This is a genomic window from Variovorax sp. H27-G14 (genome assembly GCF_046156345.1).
In the GTDB taxonomy this organism is placed as follows: Bacteria; Pseudomonadota; Gammaproteobacteria; order Burkholderiales; family Burkholderiaceae_C; genus Variovorax.
On the sequence record NZ_JAYLVN010000004.1, the window covers coordinates 186,743 to 211,542 of the forward strand.

At 65.3% G+C, this 24,800-nt stretch carries 23 protein-coding genes; 12 read left to right on the forward strand and 11 right to left on the reverse strand.

Going from position 1 to position 24,800, the window contains the following annotated elements:
- Positions 1-155 precede the first annotated feature (155 nt).
- The 8 genes from sucC (at position 156) to VLK31_RS13455 (ending at position 8,467) form a co-directional block, all read left to right on the forward strand.
- Positions 156-1,322, forward strand: a complete 1,167-nt coding sequence (sucC, locus tag VLK31_RS13420; protein WP_409168904.1) for an ADP-forming succinate--CoA ligase subunit beta — start codon at positions 156-158, stop codon at positions 1,320-1,322.
- A 9-nt stretch (positions 1,323-1,331) separates the two neighbouring features.
- Positions 1,332-2,225, forward strand: coding sequence for a succinate--CoA ligase subunit alpha (sucD, locus tag VLK31_RS13425; RefSeq protein ID WP_409168905.1), 894 nt, complete (start codon positions 1,332-1,334; stop codon positions 2,223-2,225).
- A 117-nt stretch (positions 2,226-2,342) separates the two neighbouring features.
- Positions 2,343-3,026 carry a TerC family protein gene (locus VLK31_RS13430; RefSeq protein WP_409168906.1) on the forward strand — a complete coding sequence of 228 codons (684 nt, stop codon included), beginning with the start codon at positions 2,343-2,345 and terminating at the stop codon, positions 3,024-3,026.
- A gap of 28 nt (positions 3,027-3,054) precedes the next feature.
- Positions 3,055-3,864 (forward strand): Stp1/IreP family PP2C-type Ser/Thr phosphatase, encoded by an 810-nt coding sequence (locus VLK31_RS13435; protein WP_409169246.1) that lies wholly within the window; start codon positions 3,055-3,057, stop codon positions 3,862-3,864.
- Positions 3,865-3,930: 66 nt separating this feature from the next.
- Positions 3,931-4,590 carry an FHA domain-containing protein gene (locus tag VLK31_RS13440; RefSeq protein WP_409168907.1) on the forward strand — a complete coding sequence of 220 codons (660 nt, stop codon included), beginning with the start codon at positions 3,931-3,933 and terminating at the stop codon, positions 4,588-4,590.
- Positions 4,591-4,638: 48 nt separating this feature from the next.
- Positions 4,639-6,891: a CHASE2 domain-containing protein gene (locus tag VLK31_RS13445; protein ID WP_409168908.1), complete on the forward strand. Its 2,253-nt coding sequence runs from the start codon at positions 4,639-4,641 to the stop codon at positions 6,889-6,891.
- A gap of 29 nt (positions 6,892-6,920) precedes the next feature.
- Positions 6,921-7,724, forward strand: coding sequence for a 3',5'-cyclic-nucleotide phosphodiesterase (locus VLK31_RS13450; protein ID WP_409168909.1), 804 nt, complete (start codon positions 6,921-6,923; stop codon positions 7,722-7,724).
- 206 nt (positions 7,725-7,930) lie between these two features.
- A complete protein-coding gene (locus VLK31_RS13455) occupies positions 7,931-8,467 on the forward strand; it encodes a pilin (protein ID WP_409168910.1) in 537 nt (178 codons plus the stop codon).
- Between the two features lie 815 nt (positions 8,468-9,282).
- Here the strand turns inward: VLK31_RS13455 and VLK31_RS13460 are convergent.
- The 6 genes from VLK31_RS13460 to pilV are packed head-to-tail and all read right to left on the reverse strand — an operon-like array spanning position 9,283 to position 16,968.
- Entirely contained in the window at positions 9,283-9,861 is a 579-nt protein-coding gene (locus VLK31_RS13460; RefSeq protein ID WP_409168911.1) for a GspH/FimT family pseudopilin, read from the reverse strand.
- Positions 9,858-10,349, reverse strand: a complete 492-nt coding sequence (locus VLK31_RS13465; protein WP_409168912.1) for a type IV pilin protein — start codon at positions 10,347-10,349, stop codon at positions 9,858-9,860. Before VLK31_RS13465 ends, VLK31_RS13460 begins: the two co-directional genes overlap by 4 nt.
- Before the next feature lie 2 nt (positions 10,350-10,351).
- Positions 10,352-14,746 (reverse strand): pilus assembly protein, encoded by a 4,395-nt coding sequence (locus tag VLK31_RS13470; RefSeq protein ID WP_409168913.1) that lies wholly within the window; start codon positions 14,744-14,746, stop codon positions 10,352-10,354.
- A 14-nt stretch (positions 14,747-14,760) separates the two neighbouring features.
- Complete coding sequence (locus VLK31_RS13475; protein WP_409168914.1) at positions 14,761-15,357, reverse strand: PilX N-terminal domain-containing pilus assembly protein; 597 nt, start codon at positions 15,355-15,357, stop codon at positions 14,761-14,763.
- Between the two features lies 1 nt (position 15,358).
- Complete coding sequence (locus VLK31_RS13480; RefSeq protein WP_409168915.1) at positions 15,359-16,372, reverse strand: PilW family protein; 1,014 nt, start codon at positions 16,370-16,372, stop codon at positions 15,359-15,361.
- Positions 16,369-16,968 carry a type IV pilus modification protein PilV gene (gene pilV / locus VLK31_RS13485; RefSeq protein WP_409168916.1) on the reverse strand — a complete coding sequence of 200 codons (600 nt, stop codon included), beginning with the start codon at positions 16,966-16,968 and terminating at the stop codon, positions 16,369-16,371. Before pilV ends, VLK31_RS13480 begins: the two co-directional genes overlap by 4 nt.
- A gap of 181 nt (positions 16,969-17,149) precedes the next feature.
- Between pilV and VLK31_RS13490 the strand changes: the two genes are divergently transcribed.
- On the forward strand, positions 17,150-18,829 hold the full coding sequence (locus VLK31_RS13490; RefSeq protein WP_409168917.1) for a PglL family O-oligosaccharyltransferase: 1,680 nt from the start codon (positions 17,150-17,152) through the stop codon (positions 18,827-18,829).
- A 36-nt stretch (positions 18,830-18,865) separates the two neighbouring features.
- On the opposite strand, the gene moaC is transcribed toward VLK31_RS13490, so the two are convergent.
- Positions 18,866-19,363 (reverse strand): cyclic pyranopterin monophosphate synthase MoaC, encoded by a 498-nt coding sequence (gene moaC / locus VLK31_RS13495; protein WP_409168918.1) that lies wholly within the window; start codon positions 19,361-19,363, stop codon positions 18,866-18,868.
- Between the two features lie 174 nt (positions 19,364-19,537).
- On the opposite strand from moaC, the gene VLK31_RS13500 reads away from it, so the two are divergent.
- The gene (locus VLK31_RS13500) at positions 19,538-20,992 is read left to right on the forward strand and encodes a M48 family metalloprotease (protein ID WP_409169247.1); all 1,455 of its coding nucleotides are present in this window, start codon (positions 19,538-19,540) and stop codon (positions 20,990-20,992) included.
- An 85-nt stretch (positions 20,993-21,077) separates the two neighbouring features.
- Here the strand turns inward: VLK31_RS13500 and VLK31_RS13505 are convergent, their stop codons facing one another.
- The 3 genes from VLK31_RS13505 to VLK31_RS13515 form a co-directional block, all read right to left on the reverse strand.
- Positions 21,078-21,431 carry a phage holin family protein gene (locus VLK31_RS13505; RefSeq protein ID WP_409168919.1) on the reverse strand — a complete coding sequence of 118 codons (354 nt, stop codon included), beginning with the start codon at positions 21,429-21,431 and terminating at the stop codon, positions 21,078-21,080.
- Positions 21,432-21,523: 92 nt separating this feature from the next.
- Positions 21,524-21,988 carry a hypothetical protein gene (locus tag VLK31_RS13510; protein WP_409168920.1) on the reverse strand — a complete coding sequence of 155 codons (465 nt, stop codon included), beginning with the start codon at positions 21,986-21,988 and terminating at the stop codon, positions 21,524-21,526.
- A gap of 73 nt (positions 21,989-22,061) precedes the next feature.
- A complete protein-coding gene (locus VLK31_RS13515; protein WP_409168921.1) occupies positions 22,062-22,808 on the reverse strand; it encodes a TerC family protein in 747 nt (248 codons plus the stop codon).
- 489 nt (positions 22,809-23,297) lie between these two features.
- Here VLK31_RS13515 and VLK31_RS13520 point away from each other — a divergent pair, with 489 nt between their 5' ends.
- Both VLK31_RS13520 and VLK31_RS13525 read left to right on the forward strand, forming a co-directional pair.
- The gene (locus VLK31_RS13520; RefSeq protein WP_409168922.1) at positions 23,298-23,765 is read left to right on the forward strand and encodes a DUF3717 domain-containing protein; all 468 of its coding nucleotides are present in this window, start codon (positions 23,298-23,300) and stop codon (positions 23,763-23,765) included.
- A gap of 2 nt (positions 23,766-23,767) precedes the next feature.
- Complete coding sequence (locus VLK31_RS13525; RefSeq protein ID WP_409168923.1) at positions 23,768-24,079, forward strand: putative signal transducing protein; 312 nt, start codon at positions 23,768-23,770, stop codon at positions 24,077-24,079.
- A gap of 141 nt (positions 24,080-24,220) precedes the next feature.
- On the opposite strand, the gene VLK31_RS13530 is transcribed toward VLK31_RS13525, so the two are convergent.
- Positions 24,221-24,781, reverse strand: coding sequence for a YaeQ family protein (locus tag VLK31_RS13530; protein ID WP_409168924.1), 561 nt, complete (start codon positions 24,779-24,781; stop codon positions 24,221-24,223).
- Positions 24,782-24,800: the final 19 nt, after the last annotated feature.

Here is a 24,800-nt window from a genome sequence, read left to right on the forward strand (position 1 = left end):
CACGTACAGTATTGGTGCGGCGCACCATGATACAGTCCGCGGTTGTTCGCCGCCCCCAGCCGTCAGGCTGCCGTCGCCCGCGAGCAACAGAGCCCCAACAGCTTCAGACCCCAGATTTCCCGTTCTCAACCTCCTCCTTCCGAGAGACATCCCTCATGAAGATTCACGAGTACCAAGGCAAGGAAATCCTTGCCAAGTTTGGCGTGCCGGTGCCGCGCGGCATTCCGGCCTACACGGTCCAGGAGGCGGTGGAAGCCGCCCAGAAACTTGGAGGCCCGGTCTGGGTCGTCAAGGCCCAGATTCACGCGGGTGGCCGCGGCAAGGGCGGTGGCGTCAAGGTCGCCAAGACCATTGAAGACGTCAAGCGGATCGCTGGCGAAATTCTCGGCATGCAGCTCAAGACGCACCAGACCGGCCCCGAAGGCCAGAAGGTTCGCCGCCTGTACATCGAAGACGGCGCCGACATCAACAAGGAATACTACATTTCGGCCGTGACCGACCGCGCCACCCAGAAGGTGGCGTTCATCGCGTCGAGCGAAGGCGGCATGGACATCGAGGAAGTGGCTCACTCCTCGCCCGAGAAAATCATCACCGTGTTCGCGGACCCCGAAAAGGGCCTCACCGACGAACAGGCCAAGCAGATTGCCGACGGCATCGGCATGCCGGCAGATTCGACCGCGCAAACGGTCGACATCCTGAAGAAGCTGTACGCCTGCTACATGGAGACGGACGCCTCGCTGGTCGAGATCAACCCGCTCAACCGTGACAGCAAGGGCAACGTGATGGCGCTGGACGCCAAGTTCAACTTCGACAGCAACGCGCTGTTCCGCCACCCCGAAATCGTGGCCCTGCGCGACCTCGACGAAGAAGACGCGGCCGAAGTGGAAGCCTCCAAGTTCGACCTGGCCTACATCTCGCTGGACGGCAACATCGGCTGCCTGGTGAACGGTGCCGGCCTGGCCATGGCCACCATGGACACCATCAAGCTGTTCGGCGGCGAGCCGGCCAACTTCCTGGACGTGGGCGGCGGCGCCACCCCCGAGAAGGTCACCGAAGCCTTCAAGATCATGCTGAAGAACAAGAACGTGGAAGCCATCCTCGTGAACATCTTCGGCGGCATCATGAAGTGCGACACCATCGCCACCGGCGTGATCGCGGCCTGCAAGGCCGTGAACCTGCAAGTGCCGCTGGTGGTGCGCATGAAGGGCACCAACGAAGTCGAAGGCAAGAAGCTGCTGGCCGATTCGGGCCTGCCGATCATCAGCGCCGACACCATGGCGGACGCGGCCCAGAAGGTCGTGGCAGCAGTCAAGAAAGCCTAAGGAAACGTCATGTCGATCTACATCAACAAAGACACCAAAGTCATCACCCAAGGCATTACCGGCAAGACCGGTCAATTCCACACGGAAAAGTGCCAGGAATACGCGAACGGCAAGAACGCCTTCGTGGCCGGCGTGAACCCGAAGAAGGCCGGCGAGTCGATCTTCAACATTCCGATCTTCGGTTCGGTGAAGGAAGCCGCTTCGCAAACCGGCGCCACCGTGTCGGTGATCTACGTGCCGCCGGCAGGCGCGGCGGCCGCCATCTGGGAAGCCGTTGAAGCCGACCTGGACCTGGCGATCTGCATCACCGAAGGCATTCCGGTTCGCGACATGCTCGAAGTGCGCAACCGCATGAAGGCCAAGGAAGCGGCCGGCGGCAAGAAGACCTTGCTGCTGGGCCCCAACTGCCCCGGCCTGATCACGCCCGACGAAATCAAGATCGGCATCATGCCCGGCCACATCCACCGCAAGGGCCGCATCGGCGTGGTCTCGCGCTCGGGCACGCTGACGTACGAAGCCGTGGCTCAACTGACCGAAATTGGCCTGGGCCAATCGTCGGCAGTGGGCATTGGCGGTGACCCGATCAACGGTCTGAAGCACATCGACGTGATGAAGGCCTTCAACGACGATCCGGACACCGACGCGGTCATCATGATCGGCGAAATCGGCGGCCCGGACGAGGCTGACGCAGCCCGCTGGTGCAAGGACAACATGAAGAAGCCGGTCGTCGGCTTCATCGCCGGTGTCACTGCCCCTCCCGGCAAGCGCATGGGCCACGCCGGCGCCCTGATCTCCGGCGGTGCCGACACGGCCGACGCCAAGCTCGCCATCATGGAAGAGTGCGGCTTCACCGTGACGCGCAACTTCTCCGAGCTGGCCAAGCTGCTCAAGGCACGCCTGTAAGAGACGGCTTCAGGGCTGCGGCTGGCCGCAGCACCACGAGGACCACGCAGAAATAAAAAAGCGCCCGCACTGGATTGCGGGCGCTTTTTTCAAATAAAACACAGTGGGATCAGAGACATGGAACTCCTTCAAAGCACAGATTTCTGGATAGGTCTGCTCAAGATCGTCTGGATCAACATCATTCTGTCGGGCGACAACGCCGTCGTGATCGCCATGGCGGCGCGATCGCTGCCGCCCGCGCAACAGAAAAAAGCCGTCATGTTCGGCTCGGGCGCGGCCGTGGTGCTGCGCATCGTGCTCACGGTGGTGGCGGCCAAGCTGCTGGCGCTGCCGTTTCTGCAGATCATCGGCGGCCTGCTGCTGCTGTGGATCGGCACGCAGTTGCTCAGCAGCGACGACGACGGCGAAGGCGAATCGAAGGAATACGGCAGCATGATGGTGGCCGTGCGCACCATCCTGCTGGCCGACCTGGTCATGAGCCTGGACAACGTGATTGCCGTGGCGGCCGCCGCGCAGGGCAGCATGGTGCTGCTGGTGCTCGGCCTGGCGATCAGTATTCCCTTGGTCATTTTCGGCAGCACCCTCATGATCAAGCTCATGGAACGCTTCCCGATCATCGTCATGCTGGGCGCCGCGCTGATCGGCTGGGTTGGCGGCGAAACCATCGTGAGCGACGTGGCACTGCGCGACACCCTCGCGGCCAACCCCTGGTTGCATTACGCGGCAGCTGCCGCCGGTGCATTGTTCGTGGTGGGCGTCGGTCGCCTGATGCAACGGCGTGCGCACGCCGCTGCACACTGAGTTCCAGAGAAGCTGGCGCCCGCTAACCATGGTGAGTGTCGGCGTTTCCCTGTTCTCGACCCGTCCGCCCCTGGCCTGGGAGTTTGCCGCCGTGACCGATGTCGGCCGGCTGCGCGCCCACAACGAGGACGCGGTGCACGTCGACTCGGCCCTCGGCCTGGCCCTGCTGGCCGACGGCATGGGCGGCTACAAGGGCGGCGAGGTGGCCAGCGCCATGGCCATTTCGCTGCTGCACGCCAGCTTCGGGCGCTGGTTTGCCCAGGCCGGCATGCAGGCGCCGGCGCGCGTGGTGCGCCGCGCGCTGCAGGCCGCCACCGACGATGCCAACGGCGCCATCCTGCATGAGGGCACCACCAACCCCGAGCTGCAAGGCATGGGAACCACGCTGGTGCTGGCGGCCTTCAGGCCCCAGCGCGTGGTGGTCGGCCACATTGGCGACTCGCGCTGCTACCGCCTGCGCAACAACAAGCTCGAACTGCTCACCCGCGACCATTCGCTGCGCCAGCAACAGCTGGACGCCGGCGCCATCACGCCCGAAGAAGCGCTGAATTCGCCCACCCGCAACCTCGTGACCCGCGCCGTTGGCGTGGAGGCGCAGGTCATGCTCGAAATGCACGAGCACAGCGCAAGGCCCGGCGACCTGTATATGCTCTGCTCCGACGGATTAAGCGAAATGGTTTCAGATGAGCAGCTTTTCACGCTTCTGCAGCACGATGTCGGACTGCAGAAAAAAGCCGCACTTTTGGTTGCAATTGCAAACGACAATGGCGGACGGGACAATATTTCGGTTGTTCTGGCAAGTGCTGGCATTGTGGAAACACCTCGCACAGCCAAGTAGCAGGCCTGGACGGCACCCCACCGTTTCGCTTGCCATCATTCAAGATTTGCATTCGGGGAGTCGGCAATGCCGAAGATGATCATTTCGGTCGATGGCGTGGTCATCGGGCAAGTGGCACTCGCCAAGGAACGCACGACGCTCGGCCGGCGTGCCTACAACGACATCGTGATCGACAACCTGGCGGTCAGCGGCGAGCATGCCGTGCTGCACATGAGCGATGGCGAAGTCGAAATTGAAGACCTCAACAGCACCAACGGCACCTACGTCAATGCACTGGCCATCCAGAAGCAGGCGCTGCAGGACAACGATGTCATCGAGGTTGGCGGCTGCCGCATTCACTTCCGTGCCCGAAGCAACGTGGCCATCGGCCCCGGTTCCGCGCGCACGACGCTGGCCGACCACCCCGCGCACTCCGGCTCCATGCCGCTGTCTTCGGCGCCCACCGAGTCGGGCGCGCTGGTCGAGCTGGGCATTCCTGTGCTGCGGGTGCTGTCGGGTGCCAATGAAGGGCAGGACGTTCCCCTGCAGAAGGTCGTTACCACCATCGGCAAGCCCGGTGTGGCCGTGGCCGTCGTCACGCGGCGCCGGCAGGGCTATGTGGCCGCGGGCGTCGAAGGCAACGTCACGCTCAACGGCCTGCAGTTGGGCACCGAGGCGGTCGCCTTGCAGGAGCGCGACGTGCTCGAGCTTGGCGGCGCCACCCGCATGCAGTTCGTCCGCATCTAGGGGCCTTTTGTTGGCTTGCCGCGGCAGCGCCCGCCGGGACGGGCTGCCGTGAGCACGCTGCGGCGGCACGGGTCGCGCATTGCCATCACCTTGCTGCCGCTGTTGCTGGCCCTGGCGCATGCCACCGGCGCCTGGCCGCTGAGCGCATTCGAGCGGCTGGACCGCCTGATCTACGACATTCGCCTGCGCGCCACCATGCCGCGCACACTCGACCCGCGCGTGGTGATCGTCGATGTCGACGACGCGAGCCTGGCGCGCGAGGGCCAGTGGCCCTGGCCGCGCGACAAGATGGCCGGCCTGGCCACCGAACTGTTCGACCGCCAGCAGGTGGCCGTGGTCGGCTTCGACGTGATGTTCCTGGAGCCCGACCGCAGCTCCGGCCTGGAGCGTTTGCGCGCCCTGGCCCGCGGACCGCTCAAAGACATGCCCGGCCTGGCGCCCGAGGTCGAGCGGCTCGCGCCCTCGCTGGACCACGACGCCACCTTCGCCCAGGCGCTGCAAGGCCGGCGCGTGGCGCTCGGCTACTACTTCAACCACACGCAGCCGCCTCGCGCCAAGGGCCAGCTGCCCGCCGCGCCGCTGATTGCGCTCAGCGCCTTCCCCGCGGGCGGCACCTACGGCACGACCTGGAACGGCTTCGGTGCCAGCCTGCCCGCGCTGGCCCAGGCCGTGCCGGTGGCGGGTTTCGTCAACATGCTGGTCGGCGCCAATGGCGACGGCGTGATCCGCGGCGTGCCGCTCGTGGCCCGCTACCAGGGCGACCAGGCGCAGCCCGGCTACTACGAATCGCTGGGGCTGGCGGTGTACCGGCTTGCCAACGGCGCTCCGGCGGTGCGCCCGGCGTTTGCGTCGGACGGGGCCGCGCCCCGCCTTGAATCGCTGCGGCTGGACCGGCTGCGCATTCCGGTCGATCAGTCGGCCAGCATGCAGGTACCGTTTCGCGGCCCCGGCGGCGTGCAGGGCGGATCTTTTCGCTACGTGTCGGCCGCCGACGTGCTCGAAGGCAAGCTCGCGCCCGGCGAGCTGAAAGACCGCATCGTGCTCGTCGGCGCCACCGCGCCCGGCCTGCAGGACCTGCGGGCCACCCCGGTCGACGCCGCCTTCCCGGGCGTGGAGGTGCATGCCAACGTGGTCTCAGGCCTGCTCGACCACCGCCTGCTCAGCGTGCCCGACTACGCGCCGGGCTACGAGGTGTTGACCGTGCTGGTGGCGGGCGTGCTGCTGGCCTTCGGCCTGTCCCTGCTGTCGGCGCCGCGCGCCTTGCTGCTGGCCGTGGGCACCATGGTCGGCCTGGCCGGCCTCAACCTCTGGCTCTACGTGGCGCACGGCCTGGTCTTGCCGCTGGCCTCGGCGCTGGCGATGGCCGCGCTGGCCTTCGCCATCAACATGAGCTGGGGCTATTTCGTCGAATCGCATGCGCGGCGCGGGCTGGTGCGCCTCTTCGGCACCTACGTGCCGCCGCAGCTGGTCGACGAAATGATGGTGCACCCCGACCGCTACAGCATGCGCGCCGAGAGCAAGCCCATGACCGTGCTGTTCTGCGACATGCGCGACTTCACCCGCCTGTCGGAGCAGATGGCGCCGGCCGAGCTGCAGGCCTTTTTGAACACCGTGTTCAGCCGGCTCACCGACGTCATCAGCGCGCACCGCGGCACCGTCGACAAATACATGGGCGACTGCGTCATGGCCTTCTGGGGCGCGCCCATCGACACCCCCGACCACGCCACGCTGGCCGTGCAGGCGGCGCTGGACATGGCGCAGGCCGTGCACGACATCAACCGCATCCACCGCGAAAGCGGGCGGCCGCAGATCAGCGTGGGCATCGGCATCAACAGCGGCGTGATGAGCGTGGGCGACATGGGCTCCACCGCGCGCCGCAGCTACACCGTGGTGGGCGACGCGGTGAACCTGGCGTCGCGCCTGGAGGGGCTGAGCGGCCACTACGGCATGGAAATCGTGGCCAGCGGCGCCACCCGCGCGCTGGCGCAAAACCACGTGTGGCAGGAGCTCGACAGCGTGCGCGTCAAGGGCAAGGCCCAGGTCGTCGTCGTGTTCACCCCCCTGGCCGCGCGCACCCCCGAGACCATCGAGCAGACCCGCCAGCTCCTTGCGCGCTGGAGTGACGTGCTGGCCGCCTACAGGCGCCAGGACTGGGCCGTGGGCCGCAGCCTGCTGGCCCCTTTGCTCGCCTCAGACACCAAAAAAGTCCTTTACCAGCTCTACGCCCAGCGTTTAGCCTCGATGGCGTTGCGCCCGCAAGACCCTGACTGGGACGGCGCAACCCGGTTCGAAACCAAATGACGACAGACACAAAAAAGGGGTCTCTCACAATGCAGGTTCGCGTGCTGGGTTGCTCGGGCGCCATCGCCAAAGGCTGCCGCACCACCTCGTTTCTGGTGGACACCGACCTGCTGGTCGACGCAGGCACTGGTGTGGGCGAGCTCACGCTGGACGAAATGGCCGCCATCGACGACGTGGTGCTCACGCACAGCCACCTCGACCACATTGCCGCACTGCCCCTGATGCTGGACGCCGTGGGCAGCCGCCGCGCCCGGCCGCTGCGCGTGCATGCGCTGCGCGCCACCATCGAGGCGCTGCGGGTGCATGTGTTCAACAACGTCATCTGGCCCGACTTCGAGAGCATTCCGAGCCTGGACGCGCCCTTCGTCACCTTCCACGACATTGCCGTGGGCCAGGCGCTGCACCTGGGCAGCCGCGCGCCCAAGCGCATCGAGGTGCTGCCGGCGGTGCACACCGTGCCCGCCTGCGGCTTTGCCATTCGGCGGGCCGAGGGCGGCGCGCACTGGGTGTTCAGCGGCGACACAGAACGCAACGCGCCCTTCTGGGAGCGGGTGAACGCGCTGGACGTGGCCATGCTGGTGATAGAGACGGCATTCAGCAGCCGCGAACAGGTGCTGGCGCAACGCAGCCTTCACCTGTCGCCGGCGGTGCTTGCGGACGAACTGGCGCTGATCGACCCGGGCAAGCAGTACCCGATCTACATCACCCACACCAAGCCGGCCGAAACCGAGGAAATCATGAGCCAGATCGAGGAACTGGCGGCGCGGCAGGTGGCCGGCCTGGCGCAGCGGGACATTCGGTGGCTGAAGGCGGACGGGGTGCTGACGTTTTGAGGTTGCCGGGTGCGGGTTGGTGACAAAGTTGTCACCATTTGTCTCGGCCACGAGCAAGATGTGTCGCTTGCTGTAACTGGACTGTGAACAAAATCACTAATTTTGAGGTGTAAACGATTGAAAAGCGGGTGGCACAGATGCTGCGAAAGGTACTGGGCACCGGGCAGGTTCCCGGCGTAACAACCAACCAACCCGGAGTTAGTTTCATGAACCATCGCACTCTCGCCCGCCGCGCACAGGCCGGCTTCACCCTTATCGAATTGATGATCGTCGTGGCGATCATTGGTATCTTGGCTGCTGTGGCTCTGCCGGCGTATCAGGACTACACGGTTCGTGCGAAGGTGACTGAAGCCATCATTGCAGCAACTTCGCCGAAGGCCATGATTAGCGAAGCTTTTCAGACGGATGGTCTGACCGGCGTGACCGCTGCCAAGGCAGCTTGGGATGCGAAGGGCGCTGCAGAAAATAAGTCCAAGTACGTCGAGTCCGTCGAAATCACCGCGGCTACTGGCGTTATCACTGTCACGACGTCATCCGCTGCCCAATCTGGCCTGCCCGCCGACGCTGCTGGCAAAACTGTCGTCTTCACGCCGAATGTACAAAAGCTCCCGCTCGGCACCGTGACCGGCTCGATCGACTGGGCATGTGCAACTCTGCTTAACGCGACGGCAACGACGCGCGGCCTGACCGCTGTTGCCCCTGGCACGATGCCCGCTAAGTACGCTCCTGCTGAATGCCGTTAATACCCTGTAAAAAATGAATTAGCCGCCTTCGGGCGGCTTTTTTACGTTTGTTTGACGCCCCTTAATGAGACCAACACCTTTTTTTTAAAGTGTCAATGAAATTAGGCATCAAAAGCACACAGCGTGACAACACGCTCACTTTTAAGCTGATGAGGTAAAAAAGGCGAGCTGGCCTGCTAGCAGGCCTAGTGTGTTGCGGCATGCAGTGCTGCTCTACCGGTGTTAGTGTGGCTGCGCAAGCACGGCATGCAATGCGGAGATCCTCGGGCATCATCACTTTTACCTCCACTCACACCGAAAAGCGATCTTCAAGTGCATCTTCGCCACGCCCGCCCGACAAGATCGAACCCTCGAAGTTCAACGCGTAGAGGCCAGTGACAAGGCCCAGATGCGAGAGAGAAAATCTCAATGTCCTAAAGATCGACTATGTCCCACGTCCAAAAATTCTTTTGGATAATTTTTTCTAAAAAAATTGCCCCAGGATTGAGTGCGTTGCCATTGAGATATCGCTGTCCCAATCTTATAACGAGATTTTCAAAGGCGGAAAATTTTTCGCGGCATGCTCGCGAATAGTTGTGAGCTACTCTGCGGGCGTGTGACTGCATTAATTTCGGCGCTATAACACCCGAGTTTTATTTAGTGTTGAAAATCTGCAATTTCCATAAATCGCAGGCTGGGAATCTCGTGCTTTGGCCCAGCCTGATTGCAATCGCATATGGTCTGCCAGTTAAATGTGGCGTGTGACCGAGAAACTAGGGCGATGATCGCTATGAAATTTGGCGATTGGCGATTGGCGATTGGCGATTGGCGATTGTCTATTGGCTAGCCGAGGTCGTACACGTCGTATCCGTCGCAGGCTGACATGCCCTCGCCCGCCCCGTCTTTGCAATCACCACAATCCGCGTCTGCTGAATCTTCTCTGCACCCGAGATGTCATTGCGCTCGATCTTCAGCGTCGCCGACTGAAAAACAGATCCGCTCGTCTGGGTGTAGCCCGACGGGTTGAACATGATGTACGCAGGGTCAAGTTGTGCTGTGCCTTGGCCCGTCGCCGCGAAGTAGCTCGGCAGCGCACTCTGTTGCTGGACGAGGATGTCCGACCCATTGAACTGCTGGTTGTGGTCGGTATCGACAAACACGGTCCAGCCGGTCGCCCAGTCGTTGTTTGCCAGCGGCACGACGACCGCCTGTAGCCCGCGCTTCATCGCCTCTCCACGCGCCGCCCCCAACGCGGCGACGAATGAATTTGCGGCGGAGGTCAGCTCCGAGCTTCTCTGGAATGCGACAAAGCTCGGTATTCCGATGACAAGCAAGACCGCCGCAATGGAGATCGTGACCATCAGCTCGATGAGGGTGAAGCCCTGAAGTTGCTTGCCAAACGAACAGACTTTCATGGCCAGCAAAGCCTGAAGTTGGCGCTCGAAGCCGTGCCCGAACAGCCTTTCACGCCAGTACTCGTAAGGGTCAGATCACCGACCAATGCATCGGTACGCGTAGGTTTGGCAATCAGCTTGATGCATTCGTTGGGGTTCGAAGTCGAAGAGCACACCCCAGCAGTAATCCAGTAAGCCGGTGACGTCCCGCTGTCACCCGAGTAATTCTTGAACGGAAAGGGATCTGGCAAGGCCATCGTCCCCTGGGTAAGCGCCCCCGTCACGCTGGTGTTGAAGTCCAAGTAGGAGTTGTGCTGCGTCATGTACCTCTCCTGCTGCTGCATCAACTCCAGCAGCGCAGTGCGCGCCTGCGCGCGCTTGCCCTTCAGCACCGAGTCGGTATATGCCGGATAGGCAATCGCCGCCAGGATGCCAACGATGGCCACGACGATCATCAGCTCGATCAGCGTGAAGCCGCGCATCGCGCCGCGTTTCTTGAGGTTGGTCATGTTCACGATCCGCGCTTCAGGTCGAGGTAGTTGTTGATCTGCCGCCAGCTCAATCGGCCACCGATGATGATGACTTCCGTCTGCCCGTTGCCGCCGGCGCCACCGCCGGCATTGCCGACGCCGCCGGAGCCTTGTGCAATCGTCTGGCTGGTGACTTTTCTCGTGCGCCGGCCGGTGCTGTTGCTGGCTTCCACGACCGTATTGGCCACTTCGATCACCAGGGGCTGGCCCATGATGCCGACCGTCGATGCGGTCTGCGTTCCCGAGCCCGTGTCCACGTTGATGATGTACGAGTTGCCGCTGCCCCCGCTCACGCCGCAGGAGGCCGAGTCACCCGCGCTGCCCGGAATCAGGCTGCCGAAGATCAGGTTGTTGCCCGTCAGCAGCGCCCCGCTCACCTGGCGCTCCTTGCTGACCGCGTAGTCGAGGTACCAGCCTGAACTCACGGTCGATGCGCTAGTCAGGTCGGCCGTGGCACGTCCCCATGTGAAAGAGGGAACGGTGATGGCGCCCGCCGACGAGATGCTCGCCGCCCGCATCCGCGCACGTCCGCTGATGGCGCCGCTGCCCACGGGCGATGCGTCGGCCACGGTGGTTCCGTTGTCGTAGATCACGTAGAACGAGTTCTGCGCGGTCGACGCCCGGTCGTCCGTCTCCAGGTACTTGCCGGTGCCGAACGCCACCTGCACGGCGTTGGTGTTGTTGGTGGAAGCCACCAGCGTGGGGGCCATGGTGATGGGTTGCACGTTGCCGTTGCTGTCCTTCGCAACAAAGAGCGGGTAGGGCGCGTTGCTGCTGCCCGCGTTCTTGAAGGCCGACAGGTTCGCCATGTTCCATTCGGAGGTGCCGTGGCTGGCAAAGTCGAGCTTCCACATGTTGCCGTGCAGGTCGCCCGCATAGAGCTGCGCCACTTCGCGGTTGCCGCCGGTGGCAATGGCCGCCTTGAAGTTGATCAGGCCGGTGGCCTTGGTCACGGCCAGCGTAGGGTTGAAGGGCAGTTCCACCTTGTAGTAATTGGTGCCCGAGAGCCAAGCCGCCTCGGGCGCCTTCGACAGGTCTAGCAGGAACAGCGAGGGGCTGCCGGTGCTCCAGTCGCCGTTGGCGTTGACCTTGGTGTAATTGTTCACGCCGCTCGCCACCACCGCAAACCATTTGTAGGTGGCGGTCGCGGCGCTCGGGGCGCTGGTGCGCATCTTCAGAATCTGCGGCTGGCCCACGACAAAGCCCATGTCGATGTCGTCGTCCTGCGTGAACTCCCACATCACCTTCGACGCGGAGAACGCCGTCGGGTCGGTCACGTCCAGCGCGAACACGCCGCGCCCACCGGCGCCGGTGCCGGACACCAGCACGGTCTTCCAGTCGGCCGATGTGCCGGTGGAACCCACCTGTGCTTCGGCCACCACCGGCGGGCCGTCGACATAGCTTTGGTGGGCCGACAGGTAGTTGGGGTCGGTCAGCGCTGCCAGCTTGGGCGTCATCCAGCTGGGGATGTAGCCGAACAGTTCGTTCCCGGTGCCGGCATTGAAGGCATGCAGCATGCCGTCGTTGGCGCCCACGAACACGGCCGCCGTGCGGCTGAGGTTGGCGGTTCTGAACGCGGCGTAGGTGGCGGAGTTGATGTTGGTGGCCGGCGCGCCCGAGTACACGACGCCCGAATTGATGATGTCGCCCAGCAGCTTGTTGTTGCGGCGGCGGAACGGCGAGCCTTCCCGTGAGTTGCTGCCGCGCAGGTAGCTCACGCGGTCGGGGCCTAGCGTGTCGGCTGCCGCCGCGGGGGTCAGCTTGTTCAGGTCGGCTTTTTGCGCGTCCGTCAGCGAGTCGTAAAGGAAATCGCTGGCCTTCGGCACCGCATTGCCGGGACGCCCGACGACGATGGTGCGCGAGGTCGCAGGTGCGGAAACCTGGGCCATACGGGTCGAGGCCGACCAGATGGCGGTGGGCGAAATGCTGGCAGTGGTGCCGGTGATGGATATAGGCAATGCCAGCAGGTCACCGCTCCAGTCGCTGGTGTCGAAGGCGCCCTGGTACACCGCATTGGTGGTCTGCAGCGACTTGGACTGCACCGCGCTGCCGGCAATGCTTCGTGCCGAGGTGGAGGCGCGGCTGAAGATGCTGTCGAAGGCGTTCAGCACGCTGCGTGCGTTGCTCTGCAGGTAGTAGGTGCTGGCCTCGCCGGTGCGGGCGGGGTCTTGCCAGACGTTGGGGTCGACCGTGCCGTCCTGCCGCTTGAAGGGGTTGCCGAAGGTGTTGAAGGGCTTGCTGCCGGTGTTGGCCGGGTCGGACTCGAAGCCGCCGTACTTGGCCGCCGTGAAGAACTGGTTGTTGTTGCGCCGGGTGGCGTCCGAGTTCTGTGCGCCGTATTCGTTCACGTCGAAGAAGAAGCTCTTCACGCGCAGTCCGGGGCGTTGCAAGGTGGGTTGATCGGTCCAGGCGGCGCCTCGGATGTCGTGCGTATGCGCCCAATAAGAGTGACCGATGATCGACTCGCTGCGCGGGCTGCCGTTGGTGGCGGGGTTGCCCGTCGTGTGCTGGTCCGTGCCCTGACCATCGACGTAGGTCGTGTTCGTGCCGGTCTCGAAAGCCCTGGCAAAGTTGGTCCAGGCAGTCACATCCGGCACGTTCGCCGTCGGGCTCGGTATTGGAAAGCGATTGTTGCCATCGTGCGTGTTGATGTCGCCGATGACCACGATGTTGCTCTTCAGGCACGCATAGTTGCTCGTGCTGGAGCGGCCGTCTCCGTAGGGGTCGGCCCAGGTCTTGAACACGGGGTAGCCGTCGTACATGGCCGGTAACAAGCCGTCCGTGGCAATGGGGCTCGGCTGCAGGCCCTGAAGGTAGCGCAAAGACTCGTAGTAGAGCTCGCTGACCGGGTCGTACTTCTTGTACATGCCCGCCGTGCCGGTGCGCCCGAACTTGTTGAGGTAGTTCACGACCCCGCTCACGCCGAAGCCGGCGTTGGTGCCCGTCAGCGTGCTGCCGTCAGGGTTGGCCGCGAACACGCCGGTGGTGGCGTTCCATTCGGCGCCGGCGTTGCCTCCGGACGCGGTGTTCTCCACGCCGTTGATGTCGAAGGTCTTGGCACCCACGTACTTGATGGGCGCGCGCAGCACGCCGCCGTAGCGCCCGGGTGGGTTGTCCGCGCTGTTGGTCTGGTCGAGCAGGTAGCCGAAGGCGGCCAGGCGCAGCTGGTCGCTGTACTTCTGCACCGTGCCCGTCGGCTTGTAGTTGCCGCTGGGGTACTTGGTGCAGAAGGTGTAGTCGCGGGCATCGGCGAGGGTGCCGTCCGTTTTTTTCTCGCAGACCTTCACGCGCGAAAAGAAATAGCCTTCGCTGTTGAGGCCGTTCGCCGAACTGGGCGGCGTCCAGGTTCCCGTGTAAGCCCGCGTGTAGCAAGCCTTGACCGTGCCGGACAACGGATCGCCGAACACGCCATTGCTGCAGGTCACGCCGTTCGACACGGGCGCGACCTTCCAGCTGTTGTTGGCGCCGTACCAAACTTCCCGCACGCCCGTGAAGGCGCAATTGCCGCCTTCCGCGGCGCAGCTGGTGGAGGAAACATCGGCCGGCTTGGCGCCGTTGAAGTTTGTGATCGGGCCGATGGCCGCCGCCGACGGAATCATGGTCAGGTTGTAGCTGGTCGGTGCGCCACAGCTGCCGCCCCTGGCCGTACCGAAGTAGATGCGGTTCAGTGTGTTGGCCACCCAGATGTCGTTGGTGCCGGCCGCGTTGATCATGCGCTGAGGCACCGCGCCCCAGTAGGTGCCGCTGCCACCACCGTCGCGCGGCAGTTGCTTGGACGGAAAGTTGGTGGAGTTCCACATGCAGATCGGGTCTCCGTTGGGGAGCACCGCGCGCTGCAGGACGGTCAGGTCGGTGGTGTCGATGTAGCGGTCGCCGCCCGACAGCGCCAGGCGCAGCATGTCGATGGCCGAGCTGCTCGCCCAGTTCAAAAAGTTGCCGCTGAAGCCGTCGTCGCATTTGCGGTCGGTGCGCGTGCTGGACATGATCCGGTCGAAGCGCTTGTAGTCCGACGCACTGAAGCCGCTGGGGAGCGTCTCGGTGGGTGCGTTGTTGTACGAATAGCAGGCGTTGGCGTCGTAGTAGCCGATGTATTCGTTCAGGTTGCTGTAGGTGTTGTCGGAGTCGCCGCCGGGCGTGTATTGCGCGCCCACGGTCGGGTACTCCACCGACAGCGCCAGCGCCAGCACCGGCTTGTCGCCGGAGGTGGTCGCGTAAAGCGGGTCGCTGGCCAGTGCAATGGGCTTGATGTTGGGCGCCGAGCCGGTGATGCCCGCAATGGACACCGCAAGCACCGCTGCCACCAACGGAAAGGCAAGCCATGCCAGCGTGCGGGGTCGCGCAAACCAGCGCCGTGGATTGGAAGTGGACGTTTTCATGGAGGCGGCTCGCTTCAGTCGCGGTAGAGGATCTGCACGACACCCTGGATGTCGGCGCGCGGGCCGAAGCCCATGGCTGTCACGCGGTAGATGTACTTGGTGGTGGAGCCCGAGATGTCCCGGTTGGACGGGTCTTCGATCGGCTCGATGACGTAGCGCGGGGCCTTGAACGGTTGAATGCCCGTGTCGCCGGCTGGAAAGGCGCGCCCGGTGAAATCTCCGAAGGCCGCAGTTTTTGCGTTGGTCGTGGCATTGAAGTCCACAGCCAGCCACGCCGGCTGGCCTGTCGTCACCAGCGTGCACAGGCCCTTGCTGTTGCCCGAGTCGCCGCAGCCGCTGACAAAGGCATTGGTGTTGGCCATGTCGGTGAACACGGCTTTCCTGTCGGTGGTGCCCGGACCGTGGATGTCGAATTCGGCGTCCATCAGTGCGGCCTCGGCCGACTGCCAGGCGACCTGCATGTCGCGGTCGTTGCGCGCGCTGCGCTCGCCCATGGTGGCGATCTGTGCCGCGCCCACGCCAAGAATGGAAACGATCACCAGCAACAGCAGCACGATGATCAGCGACACGCCGCGCTGACGCGCCGCACGGAAGGGAAGTGTTTGCTTCATGTCAAAGCCCCTGGTCATTGCGCAGGTGAATGGTGAAGGTCAATACCTGCCGCAGCCGCCCGTCGGGCGTGGGCGTGAAGACCGTTTCGGCATCGTCCTGGCTATTGGCGAACGCACTGCCGGCCGCGGCGCTCGCGCTGTTCTTGGCAGGACCGAACGGCAAGAAGGTCTGCGACTGCGCGTCCTGCGCGGCACCCTGGGCGCTGCGCAGCACCATGCCGATGCGCAGGCTGCGCACCCGGCGCCAGTTGGCATTGGTGCCGGCGGCATTGCCGGGGACGTTCATCTGGTCGGCGCGCAAGTAGGCGTTCGGCACGTTGGGCGTGGCCGCATTCGCAGCCGGGGCCACCCCCACCGTGACACCGTCCACGCCATACAGCACCTGGAAGTTTTCCACGCCCTGCACGATGGGGCTGGACATCCATGTGTTCGTCGCCGCGTCCAGGTAGGTGCACAGAAGAGACGGTTCGCCCTGGCTCAGGCCCACCGAGAAGATGCTGGCCACACGCGCGTCGCGTGCCCCCGCGTCGTTGACGTTCGCGACCGTTGCCGGGGCATTGCCGGCGCAATCGATCATGGACTTGTCGGCGCCGGTGTCCGCGGTGAGGGTGAGGGTCTGCGACACCTGGTACTGCATGATGAGCACGTCGCTGCCGGTGCCCGCTTCGGCGGTCGGCCGCGCGGTGGAGGTGGTCAGCGGGCTGGTCAGGTTGACCTTGGCGTTGTTGAAGCCCATGACGCTCGGCGCGGGGTCGGTCGTGGTGGCCTGCCGGGAGGTTGCGGCGAAGAACACGTCCTTGTAGCCGGTCTGCACGCCAATGCGCTGGATCATGTCCGCCGCAAAGCGGCCGTTGTCGCGCAGTTGCGAGGCGGCATCGACCGTGGTGAAGCCGCGGCGTGCCACGGTCAGGGCGGACACCGCCGCCAGCACCACCACCAGGCCCACCGCCATGGCAACGAGCAGCTCGATCAGCGTGAGGCCGCGAACGGCGCGGCGGCTTGAAGTGGCGCTCACAGCGTGCTCCCCGGCGTGACCGGCAGTACGACGGAAGGGCGGCTCGATGCTTGCTGCTGGGCGCCGTCACTGCTGTTGAATGACGGGCGGGTCCAGCCGATCTTCACCAGGATCGGGTCGCCGTCGCTGGTGGAAGTGCAACCCCATTGGGCGGTGCCGTCGGGGGCGAAAGGCTCCGTGTCGCGGCAGATGGCGATCCTTGCGCCTGGCAATGCATCGTCCACCCGTGCCAGCCAGTCGGTCAGCTCGGCCTGGGCGACAGCGCCGGCGTCGACGCCACAGTTTTGGCCGACCGAGAGGCAATATGACGGTGTGGGGGCAGCCAGCGGATGGCTTGTCGCGGCCATCAGGTAAGGATTGCCGGACGCAAGGAGCGCTTGGGTCTTGTTGCCCCGCATCATCTCCGCCAGTTCGCGCGCCAGCACCACCGCCGTCGACTGCAGGCGCGCGTCGCGGTTGGCCTGCAGCGAGGCCGCCTGCAAGCCGACCATGCCCAGCATGCCGAACGACAGCACGACGATGGAGACCAGCACTTCGACCAGCGAGAAGCCTGCGACACGACGGACGTTTCTGGCCTGGCGGGATAAGGAGTTCATCGGAGCAGCGCGAAGTTAAATTGTGAACATGCGCACTTAAATGTGGCGGAATGTAAATAAAGATGATGCCGCAGGCGCTTTGCGGCGCGCGTGCCGCTTGTCGGGCGGCGACCGCCGTTTGTAAGGATTAGTTAGCTAATCGCCAAAAGCCCGACGGGCTTGGCGCTGCACAATTCCGCCGATGCCCTCCCTCCGCGCGGCGCTGATCGCCCTTCCTTTTGTGTTCCCCTGGGTGGCCGGCCCGTCCGTCAATGTCTGGCAGTTGCTCTGCGCATGGGCGTGTATCGCGCTCCTGGCATGGCGTAGCGACCCCAAGGGCAACATCCCCAGCGCCGGCGTGCTTGGTTGGCTTGCGCTGTGCGCGGTGTGCATTGCGCTGTTCCGCGGCGACCCATGGGGCTTCTGGCTTCCGGCCTGCGCTGCGGTGGCGGCTGTCGCGATGGCCGCGTTGGTGGGCGCACGCATGTCGAGCGCCGCCCAGGGGGCCGCTGCGCTGGCCTGGGGAATCCTGGCGGCGGGCCTCGTCAGCGCCGTCCTCGGCCTCCTCCAGTACTACGGCCTCGCCGAGCCCCTCGTCCCCTGGACGACCTCCCCCGCCCTGGGCCAGGCCTACGGCAACCTGCGCCAGCGCAACCAGTTCGCCACGCTGATCAGCATGGCCTGGGTCGCGGCTCTGTGGCTCCACGCCATGCATCCGTCGCCGCGCGCACGGCGCGGGCTGATGGCCGCGGCGCTGCTGCTGTTGGTCGCCGCGGCCGCTTCAACGTCTCGCACGGGCCTGCTGCAACTGCTGTCGATCGTGGGGGTGGCGAGCTTCATCGCCAGGCGGGAGCGTCGAGGCTGGCGCACTGAAGAGGCCGGCTCACGCAAAGATGGTTCACGGCTGCGTCTGCCTTCGCCTGTGGTGCTGCTGTCGACCATCCCGCTCTACTTCGTCATCGCCTGGACGCTTCCCCAGCTGGTCGGTGGCGGCAGCGGCGGCGTCGAAAGCATGCTGCAGCGCCTGCACACCGGCGCGCCCGACGATCACAGCCGGTTGATCCTGTGGCACAACGTGCTCGAGCTGATCGGCCAGCGCCCGTGGACCGGCTGGGGCTGGGGCGAACTGAGCTTTGCGCACTACAGCACCCACTACACGGGCGCGCGGTTCGTCGAGATTCTGGACAACGCGCACAACCTCCCGCTGCACCTGGCCGTGGAGCTGGGCATTCCCGCCGCCGTGCTGATCTGCGGCGGCTTTCTCTGGATGGTGCTCGCCGCCAGGCCCTGGCAAGAGCGCGATCCCACGCGCCTGATGGCGTGGGGCATGCTGGGCGCGATCGTGCTGCACAGCCTGCTGGAGTACCCGCTTTGGTATGGGCCGTTCCAGCTGGTTTTCGGGCTGTGTCTTGGCATCCTGTGGCCGGGCCGGCGCAGCGCTGCGGCACGGCCCAGGTTGCCCAGGTTGTCAGCGCTTGCCGCCGCGGTACTGCTGTCGGTGGTCGGGTACGCCGGCTGGGACTACATCCGCGTGAGCCAGCTCTACCTGCCGCGCGACGAGCGCCTTGCGGCCTACCAGGAAGACACGCTCGCCAAGGTGCGAGGCACATGGCTGTTCGCCCGTCAGGCGGAGTTTGCGGAATTGACGCTGACCACCGTCACGCCCGCCAATGCCGCCGAGGTGCATGCGATGGCGCGGCGCGTGATTCACTTCTCGCCGGAGGCGCGCGTGATCGTCAAGTGGATCGAAAGCGCCCAGATGCTCGGGCTCGAAGACGAGGCCAAGGCCCAGGCGGAGCGCTTCAGCGACGCGTTTCCGAAGGAGTTCGCGCACTGGTTGAACGGTGCACCGCCGGACGCCGCGGGGGCATCGGCGCAATGATCTGATCCCGAGGCGGCGCGGTGCACCGGCCTGCGTTCAGTCGGGGCGGCCCACCACCCAGCTCCCCGACTTGCCCCCATGCTTCTCCACCACATGCACATCGGTGATCCGCATCCCCCGGTCGACCGCCTTGCACATGTCGTAGATGGTAAGCAGCGCCACCTGCACGGCGGTCAGCGCTTCCATCTCCACGCCGGTCGGCCCGACGGTTTCCACGGTTGCGGTGCAGGCCACCTGCGGCACGCCATCGCCAGCGGCGTCGGCCAGCGCGAATGCAACCGCCACGCGCGTCAGCGCCAGCGGATGGCACAGCGGAATCAGGTCGCTCGTCTTCTTCGCAGCCTGGATGCCGGCGATGCGGGCAATGCCCAGCACGTCGCCCTTCTTGGCCGTTCCCGATTCGATGAGCGCCAGCGTGGCCGCCTGCATCTCGATGCGCCCCGTGGCCACGGCCACGCGGTGGGTGGCGGGCTTGCCGGCGACGTCGACCATGTGGGCCTGGCCCTGGGCGTCGAAATGGGTGAGAGAGCTCATGGTGGAACGTTCGGTTTGAAGGCGCATCATACGAGCCCGAGCCACTGACGAGGAAGGCCGCGCTTGACTCCCCACCGCCCCCCGAAAAGCCCGTTGACCCCCGCCCTGCGGTCGCTGTGCGCTACTTTTTTGATAGCCTCCCAGGCGCTGCTGCCCGTGCCCGCGCTGGCCCAGATGCAGCAGATTCAACAGGTGCTGCCCGGCCTGGGCGACGGCGGCGAAATGACGGCCAGCGCCGAGCGCCACCTCGGCGACCAGATTGCCCGTGAGCTGTACCGCGACCCCGACTACATCGACGACCCGGTCATCGCCGCCTACGTGCAGGAGATCTGGCAGCGCCTGCTGACGGCCGCGCGCAGCCGCGGCGAGCTCACGCCCGAGCTCGACGAGCGCTTTGCCTGGACCGTGCTGCTGGGGCGCGACCGCAGCATCAACGCCTTCGCACTGCCCGGCGGCTACCTGGGGCTCAACCTGGGCCTGGTCGCGGCGGTGGGCAGCCGCGACGAGCTGGCCACGGTGCTCGGCCACGAGCTCTCGCACGTCACGCAGCGCCACATCTCGCGCATCATGGACAAGCAGGGCAAGCAGATGCCGCTGATGATCGCCGGGCTGATTCTGGGCATGATCGCGGCCGGCCGCAGCCGCAGCGGCGACGCCGGCCAGGCCGTGATCATGGGCAGCCAGGCGATGTTCGCGCAGAACCAGCTGAACTTTTCGCGCGACATGGAGCGCGAGGCCGACCGCATCGGCTTCGGCGTGATGACGCAGGCGGGCTTTGCGCCGCAGGGCGCTGCCGCCATGTTCGAGAAGCTGCAGTACGCCTCGCGCCTGAACGACAACGGCTCGTTCCCCTACCTGCGCAGCCACCCGCTGACCACCGAGCGCATCTCCGACATGCAGGGCCGCTTTCAGTTCCGCATGGACGCGGCGCCGCCGCTGCCGCTGGCCATGGACCACGCCATGATTGCCTCGCGCGCCCGCGTTCTCACGCGCCCCGGCGTCGATGTGCTGCGGCTGTGGATCGATTCCGCCGGCAGCGGCGAGTTTGCCAAGAGCTCGCCCGCGCAGCAGGCCGGCACGCTGTACGCGGCCGCGCTGTCGGCCAAGGAAATGCGCGAGTACAAGACGGCGCGCACGATGCTCGAGCGCCTGGTGGCGCGCACGGCCGATGACCCGGCGGCCGCCAAACAGGCACGCTGGCTCGGCGCCGAGATCGAACTGGCCGCGGGTGCGGCGCCCAAGGCGGCCGCGTTGCTCGACCCCAAGTCGAAGGAGCGTCCCGAGATGCTGCTGTCCGCCGAAGCCGCCACCGCCATGCGCCAGCCCGCGCCCCTGATTCCCGTGCTGCGCGACTGGGTGGCCGCCAAACCGCGCGACGCCACCGTGTGGCGCGCGCTGGGCAACCTCTACGGCGCCGAAGGCGACACGCTGCGCGCGGTGCGGGCCGACGCCGAGGCCAATGTCGCCATCCTCGACTACCCCGCGGCGCGCGACCGCTTCAAGGCCGCGCAGGAGCTGGTGCGCCAGTCGAAGGTGATCGACCACTACGAGGCGTCGATCATCGACACCCGTGCGCGGGCGGTGGAGGTGCTGGTGAAGGAACAGGCGGCGGAGCCGCCTTTGAAGTGAAACAGCGGCAGAGCCGCCTTTGAAACAGGCCAGCGGCAGAGCCGCCTTTGAAACAGGCCAGCGGCAGAGCGCCGCTGAGTAGCGCTCAGCGCTTGGAGAGCAGCCCGCCCACCGCGGACTCGATCACCAGCCCCAGCAGCGAGTAGATCAGCGAGCCGATCAGCGCGGCCACGAAGCCGTTCACGTGGAAGCCGCCCAGCAGCCCCGACGCGGCCCAGAACAGCAGTGCGTTGATCACGAACAAAAACAGCCCGAGCGTGACGATGGTGACGGGCAGCGTCAGCACCACCAGCACCGGCCGTACGATCATGTTGAGCAGCCCGATCACCGCCGCCGCGATCAGCGCGGAGCCGAAGCTGTTGACCTGGACACCGCTGTAGAGATAAGCCACTGCCAGCAGCGCAACAGCGCTGAGCAGCCATTTGATGATGATGCGCATGCGGCGCAGGATACCGCAGCCCCCCAAAAACAACGAGCCCCGGTGCGTTGCCGCACCGGGGCTCGTCGAGCGCTTGGCGCTGGCTGTTGGTGTTACTCGGCCAGCTCGTTCGCCATGACCAGCAGCGCGCCCATGCCCATCACGGCACCGGGAAAGGCCCAGCCCGACTGATGCGCCGGCTTCTGGTCGGGCGTCACCGGCTCCAGGTCGACCCCGATCTTCGGGCGGCGCGCATCCACCACGTGGTCCGCGGCGTGCTCGCGCTTGAGCTGCGCCGTGAAGTCGGCGAGCGGGCCCTTGGCCAGCACCGGGGTGACCACACCGCCGTTGCGCTCCAGCAGCGGCAGCATCTGCGCCTGCACCTTGCTGAACCACTTGGCGCGCCAGTTCTCGCGCGCGCTGTGGCTCACCCACTTGCTGATGCGATGCGTCATGCGCGGCGCGCACGCCACGAGCACCCAATGGCGCGCCACCACGCTGTTCGCGTCCGGCGCCAGTTCGGCGAACTGCTCACAGGCGTAGGTGACGTCGTCGACATAAAGAATGATCTTTTCCATGGCGTGCTCCTTCAGGTAGTTAGAGTGACAGAGGCTGTGGGGGCCCGTAAGTTTCTGGCGTGCCTCGCGGGGCTCAGTCGGCCGCCACGGCCGTGGCAGGCCTGTTGCGTGCGTTGCGTGCGGCCACCCACTTGCCCAGGGCCAGCACCAGCAGCGCACCGGCAGCGCCGGCGGCGTACTTGATGACGTCGGTCTGCGGCACCTTCGGCACCCAGGTCCAGGCGGCGGCGTTCGCCAGCGCGGGGTCGGACACGGCCATCGTGCCGGCGATCCAGCCCAGCAGCATGCCGCCGGCCGTGATGATCATCGGGAAGCGGTCCATCAGCTTGATCACCAGCTGGCTGCCCCACACGATGATCGGGATGCTCACGAGCAGGCCGAAGATCACGAGCGGCATCTGGTGGCCTTCGCCCGCGCCTTGCGCGGCACCGGCAATGGCGATGACGTTGTCCACGCTCATCACCAGGTCGGCAATGATCACGGTCTTGACGGCGCCCCACAGCTTGTCGCTGCCGGAGATGTTGCCGTGCGCGTCGTCGTGCTCGGGGGCCAGCAGCTTCACGCCGATCCACAGCAGCAGGATGGCGCCGACCAGCTTCAGGAACGGAATGGCCAGCAGCGTGAGCGCAAAGAAGATCAGGATGACGCGCAGGATGATGGCGCCGGCTGTGCCCCAAAGAATGCCCTTGGTGCGTTGCGCGGGCGGCAGCTTGCGGCAGGCCAGCGCGATCACGACGGCGTTGTCGCCACCGAGCAGGATGTCGATCATGATGATCTGACCGACAGCGACCCAGAATTCCGGGGTCATGAACATTTCCATAGCGTCCTCTTTTGTCTTCGCGCCCCTGTCTCTCCCTGCAGGGGTGACGACGGAGGGCGCATGCCGATGCGTTTCGATTCATCCTGGGCGGGTGAGGTCGAAAGCGAAGAATTGAAGGCCGGGAAACCCGGGGACTTGCGAACGCTTCGACCAAACCTGCACAGGTTCAAATCGAAGGTCTTGCTCGACAGCGCGCGCGCAAGTGCGCGTACGTTGCCCGACAGGCCGGAAGTGTTTTGCTTCGTATTGACGACCTGACGATTCGCGCTGCCGTGGACAGCGGTCGGGAGCTACTCCCCTTCGTGGGGCGGATTAAAGCATCGAAGCGCGCGGCGGCGCAATCGAAAGTTTTCAGGGGCTTGAGAAGAACCCCTTCAAGACGCGCATGAACAGTGGCTGAGGCGCTATTTTTTTCATAGCGATCTTGCCCCTTCGACGCCTCGGGACATTGCCGGACTATGATCGCCGTCCGCTGTTTTTTCACCTTCCATGGCCGCCATACACATCACCGACATCGAGGCCGCCATCAACCACTGGCGCGAGAAGACGCCCTCGCCCGACGGCATCACGCTGGGCCCCGAATTGCGCGCGCTGGCCGAGGTGTACGCGCTCATGGTGTTCCACCACGAAGACGAGGTCGACGAGGTCGGTTTTCCGCCCAAGGCCTGGGCCGCGTGGATGGGCTGGTACGAGAGCACGCCCGACACGCCGTGCATCGCCATCTGCTCCACCAGCCAGGGCGACGACGAATGCAAGGGCTGCGGGCGCAGCTTCGACGAGGTGCAGTTCTGGCCCGCCATGACCCCGGTTGAAAAGCGCGTCACCTGGCGCCGCATCACCATGGAAGACTCGGCCTGGCGCTTCAACCGCTATGCGGAACGGGCGCGGGAAGGGGACACGTCGGCTTCGGCAGCCGAGCCCGAGTTCGATCCCGACGAAAAGAACTGGGCGCCCTGACCATGCGCCGCCTCGCCCAAGCCCCCAACCTCGCCATTGCAACGGTGTGGGCGCACGCCTTGTGCGAAGAGGGCGTGGCCGCCACGGTGCAGCGTGAATTTCTGGGCGCGGTCATGGGCCAGTTGCCGCCCGACCAGTGCCTGCCCGAAATCTGGATCGACGACGAGGCCCAGTACGAACTGGCCAGGCGCCTGCTGCACGATCTGCAGCACCGCCCGCAACGCAGCTGGCTGTGCGTGTGCGGCGAGCAGGTCGAAGGCGGCTTCGAACAGTGCTGGCAGTGCGGCGAGATGATGCCGGCCGCCGCGGCCTGAGCGAACCGAACCTAACCGAACCGGCGAGCCGTTCCCCCTTCGCGGAACACCGCGGAACCGGCTTTGCCGGGCCGCAGGTGTTGCCCCCGGTAGGGGGAAGGAGAAGCGGACACGAAGTGCCGCGAAGCCTGGGGGCGAGCCTTACTTCCAGCGCACCAGTTCGACGTCGATGGAGTTCGTGCCGTCGCCCAGCGTCAGCGTGTTTTCCTGGATGGTCGCCTGCAGCTGCATGCTGCGCTTGGCGAGTGCGGCCAGCGCCTGCGAGGCGACGGTCGGCACGCGGTAGACCTTCAGGTTCTGCGGCCGCGTGAGCTTGTTCTCCATGCCGCGCCACCAGATCTCGGCGGCGTGGTTGAAGCAATACACGATCACCTCGTCCGCCTTGCCGCAGGCCTTGAGCACGGGCTTGTCTTCCGGCTGGCCCACCTCGATCCAGATCTTGACCTGGCCGGTGAAGTCGCGCAGCCACACATCGGGCTCCTCGACGTTCGACAGGCCGGCGCCAAAGGCCAGCGTGCCGTCGCCGTTGCACACGTCCTGCAGCTGGTGCGCGTTGAGCGCGAGCGCGACCAGCCGGATCATCATCCGTTCGTCGGTCTCGCTGGGGTGGCGCGCCAGGGTCAGCGCATGGTCGGCGTAGTAGCCGTGGTCGATGTCGGCCACCGCGAGGGTGGCCTTGAAGATGGTGGATTTGAGCGCCATGGGTGCGCGAGTTTATGCC

Excerpts from the sequence above, each read along its gene's own strand:
- moaC (WP_409168918.1), bottom strand. The coding sequence starts at position 19,363 with ATGAGCTCTCTCACCCATTTCGACGCCCAGGGCCAGGCCCACATGGTC.
- VLK31_RS13460 (WP_409168911.1), bottom strand. The coding sequence starts at position 9,861 with ATGAAAGTCTGTTCGTTTGGCAAGCAACTTCAGGGCTTCACCCTCATC.
- VLK31_RS13500 (WP_409169247.1), top strand. The coding sequence starts at position 19,538 with ATGCAGCAGATTCAACAGGTGCTGCCCGGCCTGGGCGACGGCGGCGAA.
- VLK31_RS13490 (WP_409168917.1), top strand. The coding sequence starts at position 17,150 with ATGCCCTCCCTCCGCGCGGCGCTGATCGCCCTTCCTTTTGTGTTCCCC.
- VLK31_RS13450 (WP_409168909.1), top strand. The coding sequence starts at position 6,921 with ATGCAGGTTCGCGTGCTGGGTTGCTCGGGCGCCATCGCCAAAGGCTGC.
- sucD (WP_409168905.1), top strand. The coding sequence starts at position 1,332 with ATGTCGATCTACATCAACAAAGACACCAAAGTCATCACCCAAGGCATT.
- VLK31_RS13515 (WP_409168921.1), bottom strand. The coding sequence starts at position 22,808 with ATGGAAATGTTCATGACCCCGGAATTCTGGGTCGCTGTCGGTCAGATC.
- VLK31_RS13440 (WP_409168907.1), top strand. The coding sequence starts at position 3,931 with ATGCCGAAGATGATCATTTCGGTCGATGGCGTGGTCATCGGGCAAGTG.
- VLK31_RS13470 (WP_409168913.1), bottom strand. The coding sequence starts at position 14,746 with ATGAAAACGTCCACTTCCAATCCACGGCGCTGGTTTGCGCGACCCCGC.
- pilV (WP_409168916.1), bottom strand. The coding sequence starts at position 16,968 with ATGAACTCCTTATCCCGCCAGGCCAGAAACGTCCGTCGTGTCGCAGGC.
- VLK31_RS13465 (WP_409168912.1), bottom strand. The coding sequence starts at position 10,349 with ATGACCAACCTCAAGAAACGCGGCGCGATGCGCGGCTTCACGCTGATC.
- VLK31_RS13510 (WP_409168920.1), bottom strand. The coding sequence starts at position 21,988 with ATGGAAAAGATCATTCTTTATGTCGACGACGTCACCTACGCCTGTGAG.
- sucC (WP_409168904.1), top strand. The coding sequence starts at position 156 with ATGAAGATTCACGAGTACCAAGGCAAGGAAATCCTTGCCAAGTTTGGC.
- VLK31_RS13475 (WP_409168914.1), bottom strand. The coding sequence starts at position 15,357 with ATGAAGCAAACACTTCCCTTCCGTGCGGCGCGTCAGCGCGGCGTGTCG.
- VLK31_RS13455 (WP_409168910.1), top strand. The coding sequence starts at position 7,931 with ATGAACCATCGCACTCTCGCCCGCCGCGCACAGGCCGGCTTCACCCTT.
- VLK31_RS13435 (WP_409169246.1), top strand. The coding sequence starts at position 3,055 with ATGGTGAGTGTCGGCGTTTCCCTGTTCTCGACCCGTCCGCCCCTGGCC.
- VLK31_RS13520 (WP_409168922.1), top strand. The coding sequence starts at position 23,298 with ATGGCCGCCATACACATCACCGACATCGAGGCCGCCATCAACCACTGG.
- VLK31_RS13530 (WP_409168924.1), bottom strand. The coding sequence starts at position 24,781 with ATGGCGCTCAAATCCACCATCTTCAAGGCCACCCTCGCGGTGGCCGAC.
- VLK31_RS13505 (WP_409168919.1), bottom strand. The coding sequence starts at position 21,431 with ATGCGCATCATCATCAAATGGCTGCTCAGCGCTGTTGCGCTGCTGGCA.
- VLK31_RS13430 (WP_409168906.1), top strand. The coding sequence starts at position 2,343 with ATGGAACTCCTTCAAAGCACAGATTTCTGGATAGGTCTGCTCAAGATC.
- VLK31_RS13525 (WP_409168923.1), top strand. The coding sequence starts at position 23,768 with ATGCGCCGCCTCGCCCAAGCCCCCAACCTCGCCATTGCAACGGTGTGG.